Here is a 22295-nt window from a genome sequence, read left to right on the forward strand (position 1 = left end):
GGTGGTGATGTTCCAGGGCCAGGTGGTCGAATCCGGATCCTCTGAGGAGATTCTGCTTCAGCCCGAACACCCCTACACCAGGCGGCTGCTGGATGCGATGCCCACCCTGCACCAGAAAGGTGACGTTCAGGGTGTCTCCGCGAAGGATCGGCGGGAGGCTGCCCAACCGACGACTGCGCCGGAGCAGGAAACGGTCATTGAGGGCAAGAACCTCGCCCTGGCCTACCGGAACAACCGGGGTAAGCCGGTGCGGGTTGTTGAGGACGTGAGCTTCGCCGTGCCCAAGGGTGAAATCCTGGGGCTGGTCGGAGAATCTGGTTCCGGCAAATCCACGATCGCTAAGGCCGTGCTGGGGCTGCTGGACGTTGACGAGGGCGAGCTGCTGATCCGCGGACGCAACCTTCCGGCACTCAAAGGAGCCGAACGCAAGGTTGCACGGCGAGAGATCGGTGTGGTCTTCCAGGATCCTGCGGCCTCCTTGGACCCCCGTTTTCCGATCGGTGACATCATCACCGAGCCCATGGTGGTCCACAAAGTAGGTTCGCCCAAGGATCGCAAAGCTCGGGCCGCCGAACTGCTGGAGGCGGTCAAGCTTCCCGCGGGGGTCATCAACCGGTTCCCGCACGAGCTCTCCGGCGGGCAGCGTCAGCGCATCAGCATCGCCCGGGCCCTGTCACTGAGCCCCTCTATTCTGATCGCTGATGAGCCGACCTCTGCGCTGGACGTCTCCGTGCAGGCCCGTGTGCTGGAGATGTTCGCCGAGCTGCAGGAGCAGTACGCCTTCGCGTGTCTGTTCGTCAGCCACGATCTGGCCGTGGTCGACCAGTTGGCGGACCAGATCATGGTGCTGGAGAAGGGCCGTGTGGTGGAACAGGGGCACAAGGAGCAGATTCTGCGCGACCCACAGATGGGCTACACCAAACGGCTGCTGGCCGCAGCGCCGGTGCCCGACCCGCGCCAGCAGGATGAACGTCGCGCAGCGCGGCAGCAGCTGTGGGAGGCCCAGGGGCTCACCGCCACCTGAGCCGAGCTGCCGGGCCCCAGTGAAGGATCCTGCCCTTGAGTGAGCCGTCGAATGCCCTCACCGCAGCCTACAGTCGCGCCCATAAACGCGACTGGATGGCTGAGAAGCGTGAAAGTCACCGACGATGGCGCCGGCGCAGGCTGCTCCAAGGCTCCGGACTTGCTGCAGCAGTCGGCGTCGTCGCGTTCATCGTCTACGACTACCCCAGGGAGTCAGGGCTGACGGACGCCCTGGGCCTGACCTGCGGGGAGTATGTGCATGTCGGTGACCCCTCGGGGGTTCAACCGCCTTTTGCAGACTGGGATGTGCACCAGCAGGCGCTCAGCGGCGACGACGACGTGGATGAGCAGCAGCTCATCTCCGCAGTAGAGATCGTGGCGCAGGAGTTCGATGCGCAGCCGGTCCTGGGTCAGTTCGACCCAGGCGGCATCACGCAGCGTCAGCACTCGGCAGCGGCAGTGGGTGACCAGCTGCTCATCGGTCATCATGAGGAGTATTGGACCGGCACTGACCGGGTGTCGCTGTTCGATCCGCAGACAGCCTCGATCACCTGGACCGCGCAGACGATTCACCCCGTCCGGGACCACAGCGTGGCCGATTCCCGTCAGCGGGTGCTCTACGGCGTCGGAACGGCAGGCTCCCACGTAGTGCTGCAGACCCCCACCTACCACGGCGACACTGATCTGGTCACTGCCGCACTGGGCTCCGACGACGACCCAGAATGCCTGCGGTTGGACGGTGGAGTCGAGACGCAGCAGATCACCGGTGAGCACCAGGGACACGCGACCGCGTGGAGTCAGGTGCTCAATCTCAACGCCGGCAGGCTCGGCGAGAATGAGTTCCAGATCCATCACGGCCTCGATGAAGACACCCCCGAGCACCAGCTCAGCGCCGTCGACGTCGTCACCGAACGTGTTGAACCTGCAGAGCCTCCGCTGGACGTGGACGCACCGGCAGATTCGGTGGAGATCCCCGCGGTGGCCCAGGAGCAGTTCGACGCAGGTTTCGAATCTCTGCAGACGGTGGGGGAGAACCACTACCTGCTGACCTGGGAAGCAGGGTCGGTCATCCTGGAGCGGCACTGATCACAGCAGCTGAGACCGGAGAATTGCCGGCACCGATGAAACGAAACAATTGTTCGGTGCGATTCCGCGTCAGAATATTGCTCGGCAGAAATGTGTACTAGTGTGTCTCACATCACTTGAACGCTCCATATTGATGAGGAGACTGATCATGACCACGCATAAACCCCAAGGGTCGGCGCGCCGTCGCAGTGCTGTCGCCATGACCGCAGCAGCCGCATTGGTGTTGGCCGCCTGCGGCAACGGAGACGACGGCAATGGCGATGGCGGCAACGGCACCGCTGACAACGGTGGCGCTGAAGCTGCCGGGGGCGGCACCGTCTCCGCCTATAACTGTGAGCCGCAGAACCTGATGCCGTCGAACTCCACCGAGGTCTGCGGATCCTGGGTGCTGGAGCAGCTGTTCACCGGTCTCACCCAGGTGGACTACGAGACCTACGAGGCTGTCCCGGGTGTCGCCACCGATTGGGAGTCCAACGAGGACCAGACCGAGTGGACATTCACCCTCGGTGAGGACTGGACCTTCCACAATGGTGACCCGATCGACGCCAACACCTTCGTCGAGACCTTTAACTGGGTCGTAGACCCGGACAACGCTCAGCAGAACACCAGCTTCTACGACGTCATCGTCGGCTACGAGGATGTGGTCAACGGGGACGCCGAAGAGCTGGCAGGCGTCACCGCAACGGACGACTACACCTTGGAGTTCGAGCTCAACGAGCCCTTCTCGCCGCTGCCCATGATGCTGTCCTACACCGGGTTCTACCCGATGCCCGCAGAAGCATTTGAGGATCCGGAGTCGTTTGAGCAGGCACCGGTCGGCAACGGCCGGTACCAGATGGACGGCGAATGGGAGCACGATGTGCAGATCGCCGTCGACCGGTACGAGGACTGGCCCGGAGAGGATCCGGGAGTTCCGGAGCGCATCGAATGGCAGATCTACAACGACATAGAGACCGCCTACCTGGACGTTCAGGCAGGCACACTAGACATCATGGACTCAGTGCCGCCGAACCGCCTGTCAACCATGGAGGCAGACTTCGGAGACAACCAGACGATGTTCGACACCTCCTCATTCACCTACATGGGACTGCCGCTCTACCAGGAGGAGTTCCAGGACAAGGATGTTCGCCACGCACTCTCCATGGCCATCGACCGTCAGCTGATCATCGACAACATCTTCGACGGTGCCCAGGTTCCGGCCGGCAACATCATTCCCCCCATGCTGCCCTCTGCCCGCGAGGACGCCTGCGACTACTGTGACTTCGATCCGGAGGCGGCAGCTGAGCTCTACGAGGAGGCTGACGGTCCCAGTGAGCTGACCATCTACTTCAACTCCGGTGCCGGTCACGAGGACTGGGTCGAAGCGGTCAGCAACCAGTGGCAGGAGCACCTGGGGATTGAGAACATCTCCTTTGAGTCCCTGGAGTTCGCCCAGTACCTGGATCTGCATGACAACCAGGAAGTCACTGGCCCGTTCCGCTTGGGCTGGGTGCTCTCCTACCCGAGCCCGCAGTACGCGATGGAGCCGATCTACACCACAGGCAAATCGTCGAACTACGCCGACTTCTCCAATGAGGAGTTTGACAATCTGATCGCTGAGGCCAACGCGGCCGATCCCGAAGAGGCAGACTCGATATACCAGGAGGCCGAGGACATTCTGCTCGAGGAGATGCCGGTGATCCCGATGTTCTTCCAGAGCCAGGGCGTGGTGCACAGCGACCGGATTCAGCACGATTCGGTGCAGATGGACCCCCGCACCTTCCTGCGGGTCGAGCAGCTCGTGGTCAACGAGGAGTAGCTCTTCTCGACACACAGCACGTGGCCCGCACCAGCAATGGTCTTCATCCTGGTGCGGGTCGCTTGCGCGTGACGATGGAGACCCCCCACGATGAAACGACTCACCGTACCCGCTGAACCCATGCAAGGACACCCATGACCGGCTACATCATTCGGCGTATGCTGCAGTTCATCCCGGTAGTGATTGCGGCCACGCTCATCGTCTACGCCATGGTCTTCCTGATGCCCGGCGACCCCATCCGGGCGCTCTCCGGAGACCGGCCGATGAGTCCTCAGGTCTTGGAGACGCTGCGTGAGCAGTACAACCTCAACGACCCCTTCCTTGTGCAGTACGCCAAGTACATGTGGGGAGTGTTCACCGCGGGTGACTTCGGCACCACATTCCAGGGGCGCCCGGTGCTGGACATCATCCAGCAGGGCCTGCCGATCACGGTGACCCTGGCGCTGGTGGCCCTGAGCTTCCAAATCGTCATTGGGGTCATCGCCGGCGTCCTGGCTGCGGTCTACAAGGACAGCTTCCTGGACCGGATGGTCCAGGTGTCGCTGGTCATCGTGGTGGCAGTGCCCACCCTGGCCATCGGTTTTCTGCTGCAGCTGACCTTTGGGCTCAACCTCGAATGGTTCCCCATTGCCGGCACCAGAGAAGGCCTGGTCAGCTACGTCCTGCCGGGAATCACCCTGGGGGCCGTCTCCACCGGCATCGTGGCCCGCATGCTGCGCAGTGAACTGGTGGAGGCCCTGCAGTCGGACTACGTGCGCACAGCCACCGCCAAGGGCATGAGGCGCAGCAGGGTCGTGGTCCGTCACGGACTGCGCAATTCGCTGATCCCGGTGGTGACATTCCTCGGTGCAGATCTGGCGACCATGCTCGGGGGCACCGTGGTGGTGGAGACCATCTTCAACCTCACCGGCTTGGGCGGTCAGATCTTCCGCTCCATCCAAGCCCAGGAGAACACTGTGGTGGTCGGCATCGTGACCCTGTTTGTCCTCTTCTACGTGGTGCTCAACCTCGTGGTTGATCTTCTCTATGCCGCCATCGACCCCCGTATCCGCTACGACTAGGAGAGCCGCTATGACTGAGCTGAACAAAGCACACACTGTGGCCGCGGGGGAGCCGCCACCGGCGCCGAAGAAGGCCAAGGCCCAGGAGGAGGCCAGCCTCTGGATGGACGCCTGGCGTTCGCTGCGCCGAAACCCCTGGTTCGTCGTCTCGGCGGTGCTGCTGGTGGTCCTGGTCACCATGGCACTGTTCCCCCAGCTTTTCACCGACAATGACCCACGAGCCTGCCCGCTTTCGCGCTCGCGGCAGGAGCCCTCGGCCGAGCACTGGTTCGGCACAGACATCCAGGGCTGCGACTACTACGCCCGGGTGATCTATGGAGCCGCAAATTCCATGGCTGTAGGGGTCATCGTCTCGTTGAGCGTCTTTGTCATCGGTGTGGCGCTGGGTCTCGTCGCCGCCTTCTTCGGCGGTTGGGTCGATGCGGTTCTCATGCGCCTCACCGACCTGGTCTTCGCCATCCCCTACCTCTTGGGAGCCTTGGTGTTCCTCGCGGTTCAGTCGGAGCGCAGCGTCTGGGATGTGTCTCTCATCCTGATTGTCTTCACCTGGCCCACGTTCGCCAGGCTGATGCGCGGCTCCGTGTTGGCGGTGATCAACAACGACTACATCACCGCAGCACGGGCGCTGGGCGCTGGGCCGCTGACCATCATGCGACGTCATATTCTGCCCAACTCGCTGGGCCCGGTGGTCGGCTACGCGGCGGTGTTCACAGGAATCGTCATCGGCGCAGAGGCGACTCTGACCTTCCTCGGGGTGGGTTTGCAGCTGCCGGCGATCTCCTGGGGGCTGCAGCTCGACGAGGCAAAAAGCTACTTGCAGCAGCTGCCGCATCTGCTGACGTTCCCGCTGATCTTCGTCGCCCTAACCGTCTTCGCCTTCACCTCTATGGGCGAGGCGCTGCGCGACGCCCTTGACCCGAAGTCCAAGAAGAGGTGAGTCAGATGACCACACCCCGCACGCCCGAGCCCTCATTCACTGGCGACACGGCGTCCCCGCTGCTGGAAGTGGTGGACCTTCATGTGGAGTTTCACACCAAAGCCGGGGTTGCCCAAGCCATCAATGGACTGAATGTGACGCTGAATGCTGGTGAGACGCTGGCGATCCTGGGTGAATCCGGATCCGGAAAGTCTGTGACCGCCCAGACCATCATGGGAATCCTGGACATGCCCCCGGGGCACATCGCCGGCGGTGAGATCCGCTACCGCGGTGAGGACCTGCTGACGATGAAGCCGGAGAAGCGCCGCAAACTGCGCGGAGTAAGCATCTCCATGATCTTTCAGGACGCGCTCTCCGCGCTGAACCCGGTGCTGCCGGTCGGCTGGCAGATCGCGGAGATGTTTCGGGTCCACCAAGGAATGAACCGCAAGCTGGCCCGGCAGAAGTCCATCGCCATGATGCAGCGGGTGGGCATCCCCGCGGCAGAGGAACGGGTGGGCGACTTTCCCCACCAGTTCTCCGGTGGGATGCGCCAGCGGATCATGATTGCCATGGCCATCGCCCTGGACCCGGATGTGCTCATCGCCGATGAGCCCACCACAGCTCTGGACGTCACCGTCCAGGCCCAGGTGATGCGGCTGCTCAAGGAGCTGCAGGTCGAGAACAACATGGGACTGATCCTCATCACCCACGATTTGGGCGTCGTCGCCGATGTGGCCGATAAGATCGCGGTGATGTATGCCGGGCAGGTGATGGAAGTCTCCGACGTCTACGAGATATACGCCCAACCGGCCCATCCCTATACAGAGGGCCTGCTGAATTCGGTGCCGCGCATTGACGGTCAGGACGAGCGGCTCAACGCCATCTCCGGACTGCCGCCGTCGCTGACGGATATGCCCTCGGGCTGCCCGTTCCACCCGCGCTGCCCCTATGCCACCGACTTGTGCAGCGCTGAGCGCCCCGGACTGCTGCCGGTGGTTGCCGAACACACCTCTGCGTGCCACTATCGCGAAGAGATCTACAATGGGACTCGGCAGCCCCGAGAGGAGGCTCAGGCATGAGCCAGCCAGCCGTCGACGCGCCGCAGGACCCCTTCGCCGACTCTGAAGTCGTCTTGGACGTGAAGGACCTGGTGAAGCACTTCCCCATCAAGGAGGGGACGGTCTTCAAACGCCGCACCGGTGCAGTCCAGGCCGTCGACGGGGTCAGCTTCCAGCTGCGACGCGGCGAGACGATCGGTATCGTCGGTGAGTCCGGCTGCGGCAAGTCCACTGTGGCCAAACTGCTGATGCGGCTGGAGGAGCCGGACTCCGGTTCGGTGACCTTCCGCGGAGAGGACTTCCTCTCACTCAAGGGCGAGGACCTGCGTCGTATGCGCCGGAAGATCCAGATCATCTTCCAGGACCCCTACACCTCGCTCAACCCACGCATGTCGGTGGGCGACATCATCGCCGAACCGTTCAAACTGCACCCGGAGGCCAAACCCGCACAGGGCGTGCGGAACCGGGTTATGGAGCTGCTGGACCTGGTCGGGCTCGACCCCGAGCACATCAACCGCTACCCGCACCAGTTCTCCGGGGGCCAGCGCCAGCGCATCGGCATCGCCCGGGGCCTGGCGCTGAATCCTGACGTCATCATCTGCGATGAGCCGGTCTCAGCACTGGACGTCTCCGTGCAGGCTCAGGTGATGAATCTGCTGGAGGACCTGCAGCAGGAGTTGGGGCTCAGCTACATCTTCATCGCCCACGACCTCTCGGTGGTCCGACACATCGCTGACCGGGTGGCGGTGATGTACCTGGGCAAATTCGCCGAGCTGGGCAACGACGACGAGATCTACCGGATGCCCTCCCACCCATACACCCAGGCGCTGCTCTCGGCCGTGCCGGTGCCGGATCCGAGGCTGCGCGAGTCGCGTGAGGAGATCGTCCTCAAGGGCGACCCGCCGAACCCGGCAAACCCGCCCTCGGGATGCCGATTCCGCACCCGGTGCTGGAAAGCCACCGAAATCTGTGTGGAGCAGGAGCCGGAGCTCATCGTGCGCCCCGGAATCACCCAGCGTTCAGCCTGCCACTACGCCAGCGTCCAGGCCGAATTCCCCACAGACTCGTCATGAACTGAACCTGGAAAGTAATGGGTGGCCGCTTTGCCGGTGATCGGGATTCGCCGGCAGCGCGTACAATGGTGTAGTTGAGCACTCGCTTCAAACCCCCGGAAGGCCCAAACTTCTCCATGAGCTCTACTGAACGCAAAGATCTGCGCAACGTCGCGATCGTCGCCCACGTCGACCACGGTAAGACCACCCTGGTCGACGCCATGCTGCGCCAGACCAAAGCGGTCGGCGGCCACGGTGACCTCCAGGACCGGGTAATGGACTCCGGTGATCTGGAGCGGGAGAAGGGCATCACGATCCTGGCGAAGAACACCACCGTGTTCTACTCCGGCCCCGCCGCCGAGGAGCGCGCTGGGGCTGAGACGGTCACCATGAACATCATCGACACGCCCGGCCACGCCGACTTCGGCGGTGAGGTCGAGCGCGGCCTGAGCATGGTCGACGGCGTCGTGCTGCTGGTGGACGCCTCCGAGGGACCGCTGCCGCAGACCCGGTTCGTGCTGCGCAAGGCACTGAACGCCTCGCTGCCGGTGATCCTGGTGGTCAATAAGACCGACCGGCCCGACGCGCGCATCGAAGGAGTGGTCTCCGACGCGATGGATCTGCTGCTGGGCCTGGCCAGCGACGTCGCCGAAGAGGACCCCGACCTGGATCTGGACGCCGTTCTGGACGTTCCGGTGGTCTACGCCTCGGGCAAAGCAGGACGAGCCTCCAAGGAGCAGCCGGACGACGGCGGCCTGCCGAACAATGAGGACCTCGAACCGCTGTTCGAAACCATCCTGGACCATGTGCCTGCTCCCACCTTCGACGAGGACGAGGTCCTGCAGGCCCACGTCACCAACCTCGACGCCAGCCCGTTTTTGGGCCGACTGGCGCTGATGCGGATATTCAACGGAACCCTGAAGAAGAATCAGCAGGTGGCCTGGGCGCGCAAGGACGGCAGCATCAGCACGGTGAAGATCACCGAGCTGCTGGCCACCAAGGGCCTGGAGCGTGTCTCGACCGACTCTGCCGGCGCCGGTGAGATTGTGGCCGTGGCCGGGATCTCCGACATCATGATCGGTGAGACGCTCACTGATCTGAACAACCCCAAGCCGCTGCAGGACATTGTGATCGATGACCCGGCAATCTCCATGACAGTGGGCATCAACACCTCACCTATGGCCGGGCGGGTCAAAGGTGCCAAGGTGACTGCCCGGCAGGTCAAAGACCGGTTGGAGGCCGAGCTGGTCGGCAACGTCTCGCTGCGTGTGCTGCCCACCGAGCGCCCGGACATGTGGGAGGTCCAAGGACGCGGTGAGCTTGCCTTGGCGATCCTGGTGGAGCAGATGCGCCGCGAGGGCTTCGAGCTGACCGTAGGCAAGCCCCGGGTCGTCACCCAGCAGATCGATGGTGTGCTGCACGAACCGATGGAGAACATGACCATTGATGCCCCGGAGGAGTACATGGGTGCGATCACCCAGCTGATGGCGGGGCGCAAGGGCACCATGTCCACTATGGCCAACAACGGCACCGGCTGGGTCCGTATGGAGTTCATGGTGCCCGCCCGCGGACTCATCGGCTTCCGCACCAAGTTCCTCACTGAGACCCGCGGTGCCGGCATCGCCTCCTCCTACGCTGCCGGCTACGAGCCGTGGAAGGGCCAGATCAGCTACCGGGTCTCCGGCTCACTGATCGCAGACCGTGCAGGGGTCGCTACGCCGTTCGCGATGATGAATCTCCAAGACAAAGGCACCTTCTTCGTCGAGACGACCAGTGAGGTCTACGCAGGTCAGGTAGTGGGCGAGAACTCTCGCAACGAAGACATGGAGGTCAATATCACCAAGGAGAAGAAGCTCACCAATATGCGGGCCGCTTCAGCAGACTCCTTCGAAGGACTGACCCCGCCGGACAAACTCACCCTGGAGGAGTCCCTGGAGTTCGCCGGGGAGGACGAATGCGTGGAGGTCACCCCGGAGGCCATCCGTATCCGCAAGGTGATCCTCAACTCCGCTGAGCGGATGAAGGCTGCACGCCAGAAGAAGTCCGCGACGGCGGTCTGAGCGGCTCACCCTGAATCATGCCTCGTCCAGTTCTGCTCGGCATCTGCTTCGCCGCAGGGATCATCATCGGCATCATCGGCACCGCTCTGCACGGCAATATTTGGGTCATCGGTGAGGCTCAGAGCGGCGCTGTGCTCCCTTGGGGCGCTGCCCTGGCGCTGTTGATCCTGCTGCTGGGGCTGCTGTGGGCCGGAACCACCGCTCGCTCACTCACCGAACCGCTGCTGCTGGGGGCCACTGTCTTCTCCGTGGCCAGCATTGCTTATATCTGGCCCGGACCCGATCAGTTGGTGGTTCCGTACTCCTCGGCGGCATTCCAGTCCCTTCCCGGACCGGTGATCGCCTCCCTGCTGTGGTGGCTGGGCTCAGCGGCCATCACCCTGGTGGGCCTCATCCTGGTGAAGTGGGTTCTGGCCGCAGATGCAGCACGTCACCTCACCTCCACCAAAGTCAGCTGAGCGGTAGACTGGAGTACCAAGCACCGTAGCCCTTGACCGGTCCGGAAGGGTCGAAAGGAAAGCTGACTCTATGACGTATGTAATCGCGTTGCCGTGTGTGGATCTCAAAGACAGGTCATGCATCGATGAGTGTCCGGTCGACTGCATCTACGAGGGCGAGCGCATGCTCTACATCCACCCTGATGAGTGTGTCGACTGCGGAGCCTGCGAACCAGTCTGCCCCGTGGAAGCCATTTATTACGAAGATGACGTCCCCGGAGAGTGGGAAGAGTACTACCGCGCCAACGTTGAGTTCTTCGACGACATCGGGTCTCCCGGCGGCGCAGCCGGGGTCGGCGTGATCGAGAAGGACCACGAGATCGTCAAGGCGCTGCCGCTGCAGGAGCACGACGTCTAGGCGATGCTGAGCCTGCCCGACTATCCCTGGGACGCCATGGAGCCCTACCGGGAGCTGGCGGATCAGCACCCTGGGGGTGCAGTCAACCTCTCTATCGGCACCCCGGTGGATCCCACGCCGCAGGTCGTACGGCAAGCGCTGGTGGCAGCGGCCGACGCACCCGGATATCCCACCACACACGGCACCCTAGGCCTGCGAACCGCCATCGCAGCGTGGTTCGCACGGCGCCGTGGCGTGCCGGACCTGGACCCGGAGAATGTGCTGCCGACCATCGGTTCGAAGGAACTGGTGGCATGGCTTCCTACGCTGCTGGGGCTGGGCGCCGGCGACGTCGTCATCCGACCCACGATTGCCTACCCCACCTATGACATGGGAGCGATGATCGCCGGCGCTGAAGCCCTTGCGGTCGAGGACGTGCTGCAGTGCGATGAGCAGACCCTGTCGAAGGTCAAGCTCATCTGGCTCAACTCCCCGGCCAACCCCACCGGTCGGGTCGACTCGGCCGACTGGATGCGGCAGGTGGTGGAGCTGGCCCGCAGGATCGGCGCAGTGGTCGCCAGCGACGAATGCTACGCGGAGCTGCCGTGGGAGGCCGACGAGGTCCCCTCGATCCTGGATCCTCGCGTCGCCGGGGCAAGCCACGAGAACCTGCTGGCCGTCTACTCCGTCTCCAAGCAGTCGAATCTGGCCGGGTATAGGGCCGCCTTCACTGCGGGCTGCCCGCAGCTGATCGCCGGGCTGCTGAAGACGCGCAAGCATGCCGGGATGATCATGCCGTCCCCGGTTCAGCAGGCCCTGCGCGCAGCGTTGGAGGACGACGAGCACGTTCAGGCTCAGCGTGAGAGGTATCGGCGTCGTCGTCATATCCTCAGACCTGCGTTGGAAGCAGCCGGACTCACGGTGGAGCATTCGGTCGCGGGCCTGTACCTGTGGTGCCGAGCCGACCCCTCTGCCGAGGGCGCTGACGGCCCCTTCGACACCTGGGTGCTGGTGCAGCGCATGGCCGAACGAGGGGTGCTGGTCGGCCCCGGGGTCTTCTACGGCACCGCCGGGGACGGGTTCATCCGGGTGGCGCTGACCGCGCCCGATGAACGCATCGAAGCGGCCGCGCAGAGGCTGCGGAACTGATGCGCATTCGCACCCGTGCCGCGCGGCACGGTAAGTTATCTAGTGTTGTCACCCACGTGTGTCCGACAGCGCGGAGACGAAGAGCCGCGCCGGGGGCCCGACGCAGCCGCGGCAAGCGGTAAGGAAGTGAGGGAAGGTTGACTGAGCAGACCCCAGCACGGCTGCAGTACAAGGAGCACGACCTTGAGCTGCCCACCGTCTCCGCCGTCGAGGGCAACGACGGCCTCGACATTGCCAACCTGTTGAACACCACCGGTGCGGTCACCTACGACCCGGGTTTCATGAACACCGCGAACACCGAGTCGGCGATCACCTACATCGACGGCGCCGAAGGCATTCTGCGCTACCGGGGCTATCCCATTGAGCAGCTGGCCGAGAACTCCAGTTTCCAGGAAGTCACCTACCTGCTCATCTACGGCGAGCTGCCCACCGCCCAGCAGCTGGACGACTTCGACAGTCTTACCCGTCGGCACACGCTGCTGAATGAGGAGCTGAAGAACTTCTTCGGCGGCTTCCCGCGCGACGCGCACCCGATGCCGGTGCTCTCCTCAGCGGTCTCAGCCCTGTCGACCTACTACCCGGATTCGCTGGATCCCTTCGATCCTGATCAGGTGGAGCGCTCCACCTACCGGCTGCTGGCCAAACTGCCGACCATCGCCGCCTATGCGTATAAGAAGTCGGTCGGTCAGCCGATGCTCTATCCGGACAACAGCCTGGATCTGGTGGGCAACTTCCTGCGCGGCTGCTTCGGCGTGCCCGCCGAGCCGTATGAGGTGGACCCGGACATTGTGAAGGCTCTGGATACGCTGCTGATCCTGCACGCTGACCACGAGCAGAACTGTTCAACCTCCACAGTGCGTATGGTCGGATCCTCACAGGCCAACCTCTTCGCCTCCGTCTCCGCCGGCGTCAACGCCCTCTACGGGCCGGCCCACGGGGGCGCGAACGAGGCGGTGCTGAACATGCTCAAAGAGATTCAGGCCGAGGGCACCAGCCCCGAAGATTTCATGGAGAAGGTGAAGAACAAGGAGTCTGGGGTTCGCCTGATGGGCTTCGGTCACCGGGTCTATAAGAACTACGACCCGCGCGCCCGGATCGTCAAGGGCCTCGCCGACGATCTGCTCCACAAGTTCGGCGGAGATGACGAACTCTTCGACATTGCTCAGCGCCTGGAGCAGAAGGCTCTGGAGGACGACTATTTTGTGGAGCGCAAGCTCTACCCCAACGTCGACTTCTACACCGGTCTGCTCTACAAGGCCATGGGGTTCCCGGAGAAGATGTTCACTGTGCTCTTCGCCCTGGGGCGGCTGCCGGGCTGGATCGCCCAGTGGCGGGAGATGAATGCCCAGGGCCCCACCAAGATCGGCCGGCCCCGCCAGCTCTACATTGGTGAGTCGAAGCGAGACTATCCCGGGGCCTGAGCCGCTGCCGCACTCTCCGTTCGGTCACGCACCCGGACGGTAGTTTCGCCGTCATTCGCGGCCACGTGCGGTCATAGTGCGTGACCGAACGTGGAGGGGCACCGCCAGCCTTGGCTGCGCAGCGCCCTGGCGATCTTGGCCACCGCCGCGGCCGCGCGGCTGCGCATATGCTCCTTGGTGATCCGCACCTCCAACCAGCCCAGCGCCTCAGTGTCTTCCTGACGCCGCACGTCCTTGAGCATCTGCCCGGCAGCTGAATGGAACTCCCAGCCCTCGTACTGGATCGCCACCCGGTAGTCCCAGATGCTCAGGTCTGGCTGTACGACCCTGTTGCCCCGCTCATCGCAGAGCCATTCGTTCACCGCCGGCTCCGGCAGCCCAGCCTGATGCATGGAGAAGCGCAGGGCGGTCTCCATGGGGGAGTCCGCCCCTACTCGAGCCAACTGCTGGATGCTGCGGAGCCGACGGACACCGTTGACCCGGCCGCGGGCCTTCACCGCCAGGGCAAGCTCCGCGTGGTGGGCCAGTGCGGATGTGCGCGACTCGTACTCGGGCCGGGGCGGACGCAGCGCCTGGTCGGCAAGTATGAGGCCATCCAACAATGAGCGCTTCAGTGCAAGGTCCGTCCAGGTCCAGGCGGGGCTGGTCAGCTGCAGTCCGTGGGAGAGGCTGATGAACTCTTCGGCAACGTCGGCGTTGTGGGAGATCACCAGACCGCTGTGCCGGGTTCGGGACCGCCGCCGAGGATGAACCAGGTGATATGGGGCGTCCAAGCCGAACCCTGGGAACCCCCACAGCGCCGCGGCCGTCTCGTGGCCAACCACGCGTGAGGTGTCAGCCGTCAGGGCTCGCAGCGTCTGCTGAGCAGATTCCTCGGCTGACGCGGGCCCGTGGTGAGGCACATACAGATCGTGGGCGACCCGCCGAAGGAATCCGTTGCTCACCGCATGGCGCAGATCGTTGGCACTCACTCGCCGTCTCAGCCGAGCTCCGGAGATGCCGTGGTCAGGCAGCGGATAGTCGCGGGGCCGACGACGTCGGTCGGGGGGCGGCGAAACGGTGCTCATACCCCAGTCATGGCAGAAATCGGCTCAGCCCGGGTGCTCAGCGCCCAAGCTGTGCAGCCCCGGGCGTGGCGCCGGCGGCAGCCCCGCCCTGGGGAAGACCTCAGCGACCTGTCGCCCTCTCGGGCAGCCCCATTCCCCGTTCGGTCACGCATACTGACTGCGCTTTGGGCCGATTCGGGGAGAAACCACGGTCAGGGTGCGTGACCGAACGCGAGGTAGGGGCGAGGTAGGGGCCAGGCAGGAGCTGAGCGGCGGCGATCAGGCGTCGCGGGCGAAACCGATGGTCACTTCGGTGCTGGGGGAGGGCTCCTCGTCATCGCGGTCCCAGCGCCCGGCGTCGCGGTCCCAGGTGTAGGCCCCCGCCTTGACGGTCTGGATGCCGTACTCACGGGCGACGGCGATCGCCCAGTGGGCGAGCATCCACTGGTAATCGGCGGTGTCATCGCGCTCCGGAACCTGGACTGTCAGCACCGTGTCCTCCCCGTCGCCGCTGGATTCGACGATGTCGGTGAGAATCGGTTCGGCCACGAACTCCTCGCCGTCGTCTCCCTCGCCGTCGTCGCCCTCGTCAGGCTCGGTGAACGGGATCTGCAGCGCGTTGGGCATCGTGGCTGCGATGTCATCCACCAGGGCCTCGGGATTGGGCCCCGGAACCTCCAACTGAGAGATGTGACACGTCATGTCCACCGGCTGCTGACCGGCCAGCGGCCAGGCGAAGGCGCGTGCGATGGACAGGTGCTGCGGGTAGAACTGCGCGTTGTGTGGGCGCTGCAGCACCTCGGCGGCCTCATCCAGCTCCAACTGCGGACCCCAGTGCTGGGCCGCCTCCTCCTCGGCATCGGCTGAGCCGTCCTCCGACTGCCCGACCAGCCAGGACTCCTCCAGTACGTCGTAGAAGCCGGCCACGCTGCTGGCAGAGACCTCGGCCGAGGGCCCGTCGGACCAGGACGGGGTGCCGCGGGCAAACAGCTCAGCTGGCTCGTCCTCCCCGGTTTCATCGGACGTCAGCTCGGTCTCCTGCAGCGACATCGCCACGGCGTGCACCGCCGCCTGCGGAGGCAGCCCACGGTCAGCCGCAGCCGCCGAAAGGCGAGCGGCACTGTTCGTTTGGGCCGGCGAAAGCGTCATCGCCTGCTCGCCCACCGTCACTTCGCAGCGCTCGTCGAGCAGGAACTCGCGCTCCTCAATGTACTGCCAGGTCCCGTAGGCCGTTCCCGCCACCACCGCCGAGGTGATCCCCAGGGCCACCAGAGCCCGACGACGACGCCGACGACGCGCCATGGGTCGGGTAGCGATCACCCTGCGCGGCTGACGTCGAGCATGCATCACCTCAGCCTCAGCTCAGTTGGCGTGCAGGGCAGCGTTGAGCTCGACCTTCTGGCCCTTCCGCGGCCGGGCTGTCACCCGCCCGGTCGTCGAATCGCGCAGGAACAGCAGCCCGGTGGACCCGGAGAGCTCATAGCCCTTGGCCGTGCCGCGTTCGGAGCCCTCCTCATCCAGGACGGTCACCTTGGTCCCGGCAGTGATGTAGAGACCGGCCTCGACCACGCAGTCATCACCCAGCGAAATGCCGACCCCGGAATTCGCGCCCAGCAGCACGTGCTGCCCCAGGGTGATCTTCTCCCTGCCGCCGCCGGAGAGGGTCCCCATGATGGAGGCACCCCCGCCCACATCGGTGCCGTCACCGACGACGACGCCGGCTGAGATCCTGCCTTCAACCATGGAGCTGCCGAGGGTCCCAGCGTTGAAATTGACGAAGCCTTCGTGCATCACCGTGGTGCCCTCGGCCAGGTGGGCGCCCAGGCGGACCCGGTCGGCGTCGGCGATGCGCACGCCCTTGGGGGTCACGTAGTCGACCAGGCGTGGGAACTTGTCGATGGAGTGCACGGTCACGTGACCGTGCTGGCGCAGCCTCAGCCGCGTCTCTTCGAAATCGTCCACCGGGCAGGGGCCGAAGTTGGTCCACACCACGTTGGTCAGGTGGGCGAAGATGCCCTCGAGATTGATGCTGTTGGGCTCAGCCATCCGGTGGGAGAGCAGGTGCAGTCGCAGCCACACATCAGGAGTGGACTGCGCTTGGGCGTCCAAGTCCGCTTCGACTGAGACCACCTGCAGCGCGACCCCGCGGGCGGGGTCCTCACCGGCGGCCTGCTGCAGCGACTGCTGCAGGGCAGCGTTCTCATTCTCTGCCAGCGGCGCCAGCACCGGGGTGGGGAACCACGTGTCCAGCACCGTCCCATCAGCGGCGACAGTGGCAAGACCATGACCGGAAGCGATTCGAGTAGACGTCATGAGCTCCATCCTACGTAAGCTCGCCGCCGGTGGTGAACTGGGCAGCTGATCCCTGTGGGGCCGCAGATCACAGTTGTGTCTCAGGCTAGCGGGAATGCGCCGCTCTGCAATAGTGTGATACAACACAGAGTCGGCTGGGGACAGTCTTGACCATGGCATGGTCAGACGAGCCGCACTCGCGCTGCAACGAATCATTCCACCAGGAGGAAGACATGAATATCCGACGCACCTCTGCCTCTGTGGCCGCCCTAGCGGCCCTGACAGCGCTGGCCGCCTGCGGCAACGGCAACGGCGACGACGGCGGCACTGACAGCGGCACCGATGCCGACTCCGAAGTGCAGACCGGAAGCGAGGGTGACTTCGTCACCGATCTGGAGTTCGTCACCGGCGGCACCGCCGGCACCTACTACCCGCTGGGCGGTGAGCTCTCCGACATCTTCAGCTCAAACACGGATGCTTCGGTCAACTATGTGGAGTCCGGCGGCTCCGCGGACAACCTGGGCCGCATCTACCAGGAGCAGTCCCAGCTGGGACTGACCCAGAACGACACCGCCGCCAACGCCTACAACGGTGACCTGCAGGACCTGGAGGGCCAGGAGATCGACAACTTCGGTTGGATCTCTAACCTCTACCCGGAGGCCATGCACATTGTGGTGCGTGAGGACTCCGGCATCGAATCCGTCGAGGATCTGGACGGCACCACCATCGCAGTGGGCGACGTCGGATCCGGCACCCGCGCCATCTCCGACGCCATCATCGACTACTACGGCATCGAATACACTGCGGAGGAGACTGACTTCGGCTCCTCCACCGAAATGCTGGCCGACGGCCAGATCGATGCCACCATGTTCGTCGTCGGTGTGCCGGTGGCAGGGCTGACCGAGGTCTCCGCCACCACTGATGTGGAGCTGCTCTCCCTGGATGACTCCGACGTGGAGGAGATGGTCAGCGACGAGTTCTACGAGTCCTACAGCATCTCCGCCGACGCCTATGACTTCCTGGACGAGGACGTCACCACCATCTCGGTGTTCGCCGCGCTGGTGGCCTCCACCACTCAGGTCAGCGAGGACCTGGCCTATGACCTCACGGCGGCGCTGTTCGACAACGCCGGCGACATCACCCTGGACGTGGGCGAGAACATCAGCACCGAAGAGGCGCTGCTGGGCATCGGCGACATCCCGCTGCACCCAGGTGCTGAGCGCTACTTCGACGAGCAGGGCATCGACCTGCCGTGACCCGAAGCGCCACAGCCGACCAGCCCCGGGAGTCGGCATCCTCCCACGATGCTGCTTCCGGGGCTGGAGCTGAGGGGCAGGCCGAAGACCTGTTGCGCGAGCACGACATCTCCAGCCGCTTCCGCACACAGCTGGGCTGGTGGGGATGGCTCGTGGGAGGCATCTCAGTGGTGTTCAGCGCATACCACCTGTTCGCGGCCTTCTACCGCCCCTACAACACGTGGATGCACGGCTCACTGCATGTGGCCGGTGCCTTGGCGCTGATCTTCCTGCTCTACCCGGCCTCCCGCCGGCTGCTGAACACCCGCGCGGGCGGGAACAAGTGGGTCAATCTGCTCACGGGGCGCCATCGTGGCGTCCCCTGGTATGACGCGATGCTGGCTGCGGTGGCGATGGCCTGCAACCTCTACATCTTCTTCAATTACCAGCACCTGGTGTCCAACTCGACCCAGATCCTCGGATACAGCGACACCGATATTCTCGTCGCCAGCCTCGGAGTGATTCTGGTGCTGGAGGCGACCCGCCGCTGCGTCGGGCTGCCCATCGTCGTCGTCGCGGCAACCGCCATCGCCTATGCACTCTTCGCCACCAGCAGCGTCATGCCGGGACAGTGGGGCCACCGGGGTCAGGACTGGAGCGAGTTTGCGGCCAATATGTTCCTCTCCTCCGGCGGCGGCGTGTTCGGCACCCCGATCCAGGTATCAGCAGACTTCATCTTCCTGTTCCTCTTCTTCGCGGTGGTGCTGCTGCGCACCAACATCGGCCAGTTCTTCAACGACCTTGCGTTCCGGGCGGCCGGGCGCTTCACCGGCGGCCCCGCCAAGGCGGCAGTAGCTGCCTCGGGTCTGCAGGGGATGGTCTCCGGATCCTCAGTGGCCAACACGGTGGCGTCGGGCTCGTTCACCATTCCCATCATGAAGCGGGCCGGCTTCAAGCCGCATGTGGCCGCCGCCACCGAGGCCACCGCCTCCACAGGCGGGCAGCTGATGCCGCCCATTATGGGGGCGGCTGCCTTCATCATGGCCCAGAACATCCCCGACCTGGAGTACAACGAGCTCATCGTCATCGCCGTCATCCCGGCGGCGCTGTATTTCACCGGTGCGCTGCTGTCGGTGCACTTCGAGGCTAAGCGCAATGAGCTCAAAGGTGTGCCCCCGGAGGAGCTGCCCAGCTGGAAGTCGGTGGTGACCCGGGTAGATATGCTGCTGCCGCTGGTGGTCATCATCGGCGCGCTGCTGGGCGGAACCAGCCCGATGCGCTCGGCACTGTTCGGAATCGGCACCGCCTTGGCCGTCTCCCTGATCAGGGCCGCAGTCGAGCACCTGATTCCAGTGATCGCCAATGCCGCCGACCAGGGGAAGAACCCGTGGACGGAGACCGCCAAGATGGCCCTGGCCGTGGTCTATGTGCTCCTGGCGATGCTCACCTCCGGTGCCCGCACCGCACTGCCGGTCATCGCCGCCTGTGCCGCAGCCGGCATCGTCGCCGGGACGGTGACTACCACCGGACTCGGCGGCCAACTCGGATCCGGGCTGGTGACCCTGGCCGGCGGCAACTTTTTGCTGGTGCTCTTCATGGTGATGATCGCCTGCATCGTGCTGGGCATGGGCCTTCCAACCACCGCCAACTACGTGGTGACCGCCACAGTCGCCGCACCGATCCTCTACAACCACTTCGACGTGCCGCTGATCGCCGCGCACATGTTCGTGTTCTTCTTCGGCATCCTCGCAGATGTGACACCACCGGTGTGCCTGGCGGCCTTTGCCGGGGCCGGCATCGCCAACGCGAACCCCATGCGCGCCGGGGTCAGCGCCACGCGCATTGCCATTGCCGGCTTCCTCATCCCGTATGCGTTCATACTGGAGCCGGCGCTGCTGCTGGAAGGCACGGCTACCGAACTCTTCTTAGCGCTGGGCACCGTGATTCTGGGCATGATCGGGGTCTCCTCCGGCCTGGCCGGGTACCTCATAGCCCGAGGCACAGTGCTGGACCGGCTGCTGCTGGTCGCCGGTGGTGTGATGCTCATATATCCAGACCTTGCCGTCTCCGGAACCGGTCTGGGCGTCGCGGCAGTCGGCGTGGCCATCCAAGCAGTACTGCGCTCTCGCGGCCGAGGGGCGGACACCAGCGGCAGCGACAGCACCGGCGACAGTGACAACACGGGCTCCAGCGACACTGCCCACACCGACCGTGTCGGCTCGCATCGGCCATCGTAGGCCTGCCCGCCGCAGAGGTCGGGTGACCACGGCTAAGCTGGAGGAATGAGTGAACGTGCTGCCCTGATCACCGGCGCCTCGCGCGGCATCGGCCGGGCGATCGCCGAAGAGCTGGGATCCGACCACCACGTGCTGGTCGGCGGGACCGACCCGCAGCGGGTGCAGGACGTCGTCGCGTCACTGCCCAGCGCGGAGCCCTTCCTGGCTGATCTGACCGACGCCGAGGCCGTGGCAGGTGCCTGGGAGCGCGCCGGACTGGAGAAGCTGGATGTTCTGGTGCACTCCGCGGGGCTGGCATGGATGCAGCCGGTGGCAGATGCTGCGCTGGAGCAGTGGCGGCAGATGTTCGAGGTCAACGTCTTTGCCGTGGCCGATCTGACCCGTCTGACGCTGCCTGCTCTGCGGGCGGCCTCAGGCCAGGTGATCGCCATCAACTCCGGTTCCGGCCACCGCTCACGCGCCGGCGGCTCCCTGTACTCCGGGACCAAGTTCGCGCTGCGCGCCTTCACCGACGCCCTGCGCGAGGAGGAGGCGCCCCGGGTGCGGGTGACCTCGCTGCATCCCGGGCGGGTGGATACCCCGATGCAGAGGACCCTGCAGGCTGAGAAGGGCAATGAGGACTACGACGGCGCGCGTTACGTCTCCCCGCAGGCGGTGGCCAGGACCGCCCGACTGGCGGTCAGCAACGAGGCGGCCTCTGTGATTCAGGAGCTGACCATCCGCCCGACCACCCCGTGACGCGGCAGCGGCCGGATCGTTCCCCGGTTCAGCCGTTCACCCGTTCAGCACCCCGGCCGATTATCACCGTCCAATCGGATCATCACCCTTCTAGAGGACGGTGATGATCCGTTGCGCGGGTGATTCTGCGCAGCTGGGCTGCTCAGAAGACGATCGTGGTGCTGCCGTGACGGATTACCCGGTCCTCACAGTGCCACTTGACGGCGCGGGAGAGCACCGCCCGCTCCACATCGGCCCCGTAGCGGGTCAATTGGGCGACGTCGTCGGCGTGGGAGACCCGGATGACGTCCTGTTCGATGATGGGACCCTCGTCAAGGTCCTCGGTGACGTAATGGGCGGTGGCGCCGATGAGCTTGACTCCGCGGTCCTTAGCCTTCTGGTAGGGACCGGCACCGACGAACGCCGGCAGGAAGCTGTGGTGAATGTTCATCACCGGCGCCCGCACCTGCTCCAAGAAGTCGGGGGAGAGGATCTGCATGTAGCGGGCCAGCACCACAAGGTCCACGTTGTCTTTGAGCAGGCGAAGGTGCTCGGCCTCTGCGGCGGCCTTATTGTCCCTGTCGACCGGAACGTGGATGAACTCGACCCCGAATCTGCGCACGTCCTCCTCAAGGTCGGGGTGATTGGAGATGACGCAGGCGATCTGCATGGGAAGGTCGCCGCGCCGGTGCCGCCACAGCAGATCCAGCAGGCAGTGATCGGTTTTGGAGGCGAAGAGGGCCACGCGCTTGGGGCGGGAGGCATCGGTGAGCTGCCACTGCATGGAGAACCGGCTCGCCAGCCGCGACTCGATGACGTGCTCCACTTCGGTGCGCCGGGCTGCCAGGCCCGGCAGGTGAAAGACGGTGCGCTGGAAGAACTGGCCACCCTCCACCCCGGTGGAGTACTGGTCCAGGGTGATGATGTTTCCGCCGAGTTCAGCGATCAGATCCGAGACGGCGGCGACGATGCCGTGCTGGTCCGGACAGGCGATGACCAGACGTGCAATATCGGGACGCTGCTCAGTGTTCACTCGACTCTCCCGGGCTCCGCGTGGGGGTGGAGCCGCCGGTGCCTGCGGGGCGGCTCACAGGTTGCAGGGGCAGCCGTGCTGCCGAACTTCTGTGGATATGACTGCGGCCCCTACCGAAGACAGGGGCCGCAGTCATTGGGGGCTCCCCCGACTGGACTCGAACCAGTAACCACTCGATTAACAGTCGAGTGCTCTGCCATTGAGCTACGGGGGATCGCGACACCAAAGCCTAGCAGGCATAGGCCCAGGGCGTGAAATCCGCACCTTTCGACAA

General features: G+C 64.7%; 19 protein-coding genes and 1 tRNA gene. 15 read left to right on the plus strand and 5 right to left on the minus strand.

Annotated elements, in window-relative coordinates; translation table 11 throughout:
- The 12 genes from FHX47_RS05370 to FHX47_RS05425 form a co-directional block, all read left to right on the plus strand.
- A partial coding sequence (locus tag FHX47_RS05370; protein ID WP_183357896.1) for an ABC transporter ATP-binding protein occupies nucleotides 1-1024 on the plus strand: 1024 nt, incomplete at its 5' end.
- Nucleotides 1025-1059: 35 nt separating this feature from the next.
- Entirely contained in the window at nucleotides 1060-2109 is a 1050-nt protein-coding gene (locus tag FHX47_RS05375) for a hypothetical protein (protein ID WP_183357897.1), read from the plus strand.
- Between the two features lie 148 nt (nucleotides 2110-2257).
- Complete coding sequence (locus FHX47_RS05380) at nucleotides 2258-3907, plus strand: peptide ABC transporter substrate-binding protein (RefSeq protein ID WP_183357898.1); 1650 nt, start codon at nucleotides 2258-2260, stop codon at nucleotides 3905-3907.
- A 134-nt stretch (nucleotides 3908-4041) separates the two neighbouring features.
- Nucleotides 4042-4968 carry an ABC transporter permease gene (locus FHX47_RS05385; RefSeq protein WP_183357899.1) on the plus strand — a complete coding sequence of 309 codons (927 nt, stop codon included), beginning with the start codon at nucleotides 4042-4044 and terminating at the stop codon, nucleotides 4966-4968.
- A 10-nt stretch (nucleotides 4969-4978) separates the two neighbouring features.
- Nucleotides 4979-5905 carry an ABC transporter permease gene (locus tag FHX47_RS05390; protein WP_246328048.1) on the plus strand — a complete coding sequence of 309 codons (927 nt, stop codon included), beginning with the start codon at nucleotides 4979-4981 and terminating at the stop codon, nucleotides 5903-5905.
- 5 nt (nucleotides 5906-5910) lie between these two features.
- The gene (locus FHX47_RS05395) at nucleotides 5911-6966 is read left to right on the plus strand and encodes an ABC transporter ATP-binding protein (RefSeq protein WP_183357901.1); all 1056 of its coding nucleotides are present in this window, start codon (nucleotides 5911-5913) and stop codon (nucleotides 6964-6966) included.
- Entirely contained in the window at nucleotides 6963-8018 is a 1056-nt protein-coding gene (locus tag FHX47_RS05400; protein WP_183357902.1) for an ABC transporter ATP-binding protein, read from the plus strand. The genes FHX47_RS05395 and FHX47_RS05400 overlap by 4 nt, the downstream gene beginning before the upstream one ends.
- Before the next feature lie 116 nt (nucleotides 8019-8134).
- Nucleotides 8135-10057 (plus strand): translational GTPase TypA, encoded by a 1923-nt coding sequence (gene typA / locus FHX47_RS05405; RefSeq protein ID WP_183357903.1) that lies wholly within the window; start codon nucleotides 8135-8137, stop codon nucleotides 10055-10057.
- A gap of 17 nt (nucleotides 10058-10074) precedes the next feature.
- Complete coding sequence (locus tag FHX47_RS05410) at nucleotides 10075-10515, plus strand: hypothetical protein (protein WP_183357904.1); 441 nt, start codon at nucleotides 10075-10077, stop codon at nucleotides 10513-10515.
- Between the two features lie 70 nt (nucleotides 10516-10585).
- Complete coding sequence (gene fdxA, locus FHX47_RS05415; protein WP_183357905.1) at nucleotides 10586-10912, plus strand: ferredoxin; 327 nt, start codon at nucleotides 10586-10588, stop codon at nucleotides 10910-10912.
- Nucleotides 10913-10915: 3 nt separating this feature from the next.
- On the plus strand, nucleotides 10916-12040 hold the full coding sequence (gene dapC / locus FHX47_RS05420) for a succinyldiaminopimelate transaminase (RefSeq protein ID WP_183357906.1): 1125 nt from the start codon (nucleotides 10916-10918) through the stop codon (nucleotides 12038-12040).
- Between the two features lie 137 nt (nucleotides 12041-12177).
- A complete protein-coding gene (locus tag FHX47_RS05425; RefSeq protein ID WP_183357907.1) occupies nucleotides 12178-13461 on the plus strand; it encodes a citrate synthase in 1284 nt (427 codons plus the stop codon).
- Between the two features lie 71 nt (nucleotides 13462-13532).
- On the opposite strand, the gene FHX47_RS05430 is transcribed toward FHX47_RS05425, so the two are convergent.
- The 3 genes from FHX47_RS05430 to dapD form a co-directional block, all read right to left on the minus strand.
- Nucleotides 13533-14528, minus strand: coding sequence for a hypothetical protein (locus FHX47_RS05430; RefSeq protein WP_183357908.1), 996 nt, complete (start codon nucleotides 14526-14528; stop codon nucleotides 13533-13535).
- A 258-nt stretch (nucleotides 14529-14786) separates the two neighbouring features.
- Nucleotides 14787-15854 (minus strand): hypothetical protein, encoded by a 1068-nt coding sequence (locus FHX47_RS05435; protein ID WP_183357909.1) that lies wholly within the window; start codon nucleotides 15852-15854, stop codon nucleotides 14787-14789.
- Nucleotides 15855-15869: 15 nt separating this feature from the next.
- Nucleotides 15870-16820, minus strand: a complete 951-nt coding sequence (gene dapD, locus FHX47_RS05440) for a 2,3,4,5-tetrahydropyridine-2,6-dicarboxylate N-succinyltransferase (protein ID WP_246328049.1) — start codon at nucleotides 16818-16820, stop codon at nucleotides 15870-15872.
- A gap of 152 nt (nucleotides 16821-16972) precedes the next feature.
- Between dapD and FHX47_RS05445 the strand changes: the two genes are divergently transcribed.
- Genes FHX47_RS05445 through FHX47_RS05455 form a run of 3 tightly spaced genes read left to right on the plus strand, consistent with a single transcriptional unit; the run spans nucleotide 16973 to nucleotide 21009 of the window.
- The gene (locus tag FHX47_RS05445) at nucleotides 16973-18055 is read left to right on the plus strand and encodes a TAXI family TRAP transporter solute-binding subunit (RefSeq protein WP_246328050.1); all 1083 of its coding nucleotides are present in this window, start codon (nucleotides 16973-16975) and stop codon (nucleotides 18053-18055) included.
- A complete protein-coding gene (locus FHX47_RS05450; RefSeq protein ID WP_183357911.1) occupies nucleotides 18052-20271 on the plus strand; it encodes a TRAP transporter fused permease subunit in 2220 nt (739 codons plus the stop codon). Before FHX47_RS05445 ends, FHX47_RS05450 begins: the two co-directional genes overlap by 4 nt.
- 45 nt (nucleotides 20272-20316) lie before the next feature.
- On the plus strand, nucleotides 20317-21009 hold the full coding sequence (locus FHX47_RS05455; RefSeq protein WP_183357912.1) for an SDR family oxidoreductase: 693 nt from the start codon (nucleotides 20317-20319) through the stop codon (nucleotides 21007-21009).
- 142 nt (nucleotides 21010-21151) lie between these two features.
- Here FHX47_RS05455 and purU read toward each other — a convergent pair whose 3' ends face one another.
- Complete coding sequence (purU, locus tag FHX47_RS05460; protein ID WP_183357913.1) at nucleotides 21152-22021, minus strand: formyltetrahydrofolate deformylase; 870 nt, start codon at nucleotides 22019-22021, stop codon at nucleotides 21152-21154.
- A 142-nt stretch (nucleotides 22022-22163) separates the two neighbouring features.
- Nucleotides 22164-22235 (minus strand) — tRNA-Asn (locus tag FHX47_RS05465).
- Nucleotides 22236-22295 lie beyond the last annotated feature (60 nt).

The organism is Garicola koreensis, assembly GCF_014195445.1.
GTDB classification, from domain to species: Bacteria; Actinomycetota; Actinomycetes; order Actinomycetales; family Micrococcaceae; genus Nesterenkonia; species Nesterenkonia koreensis.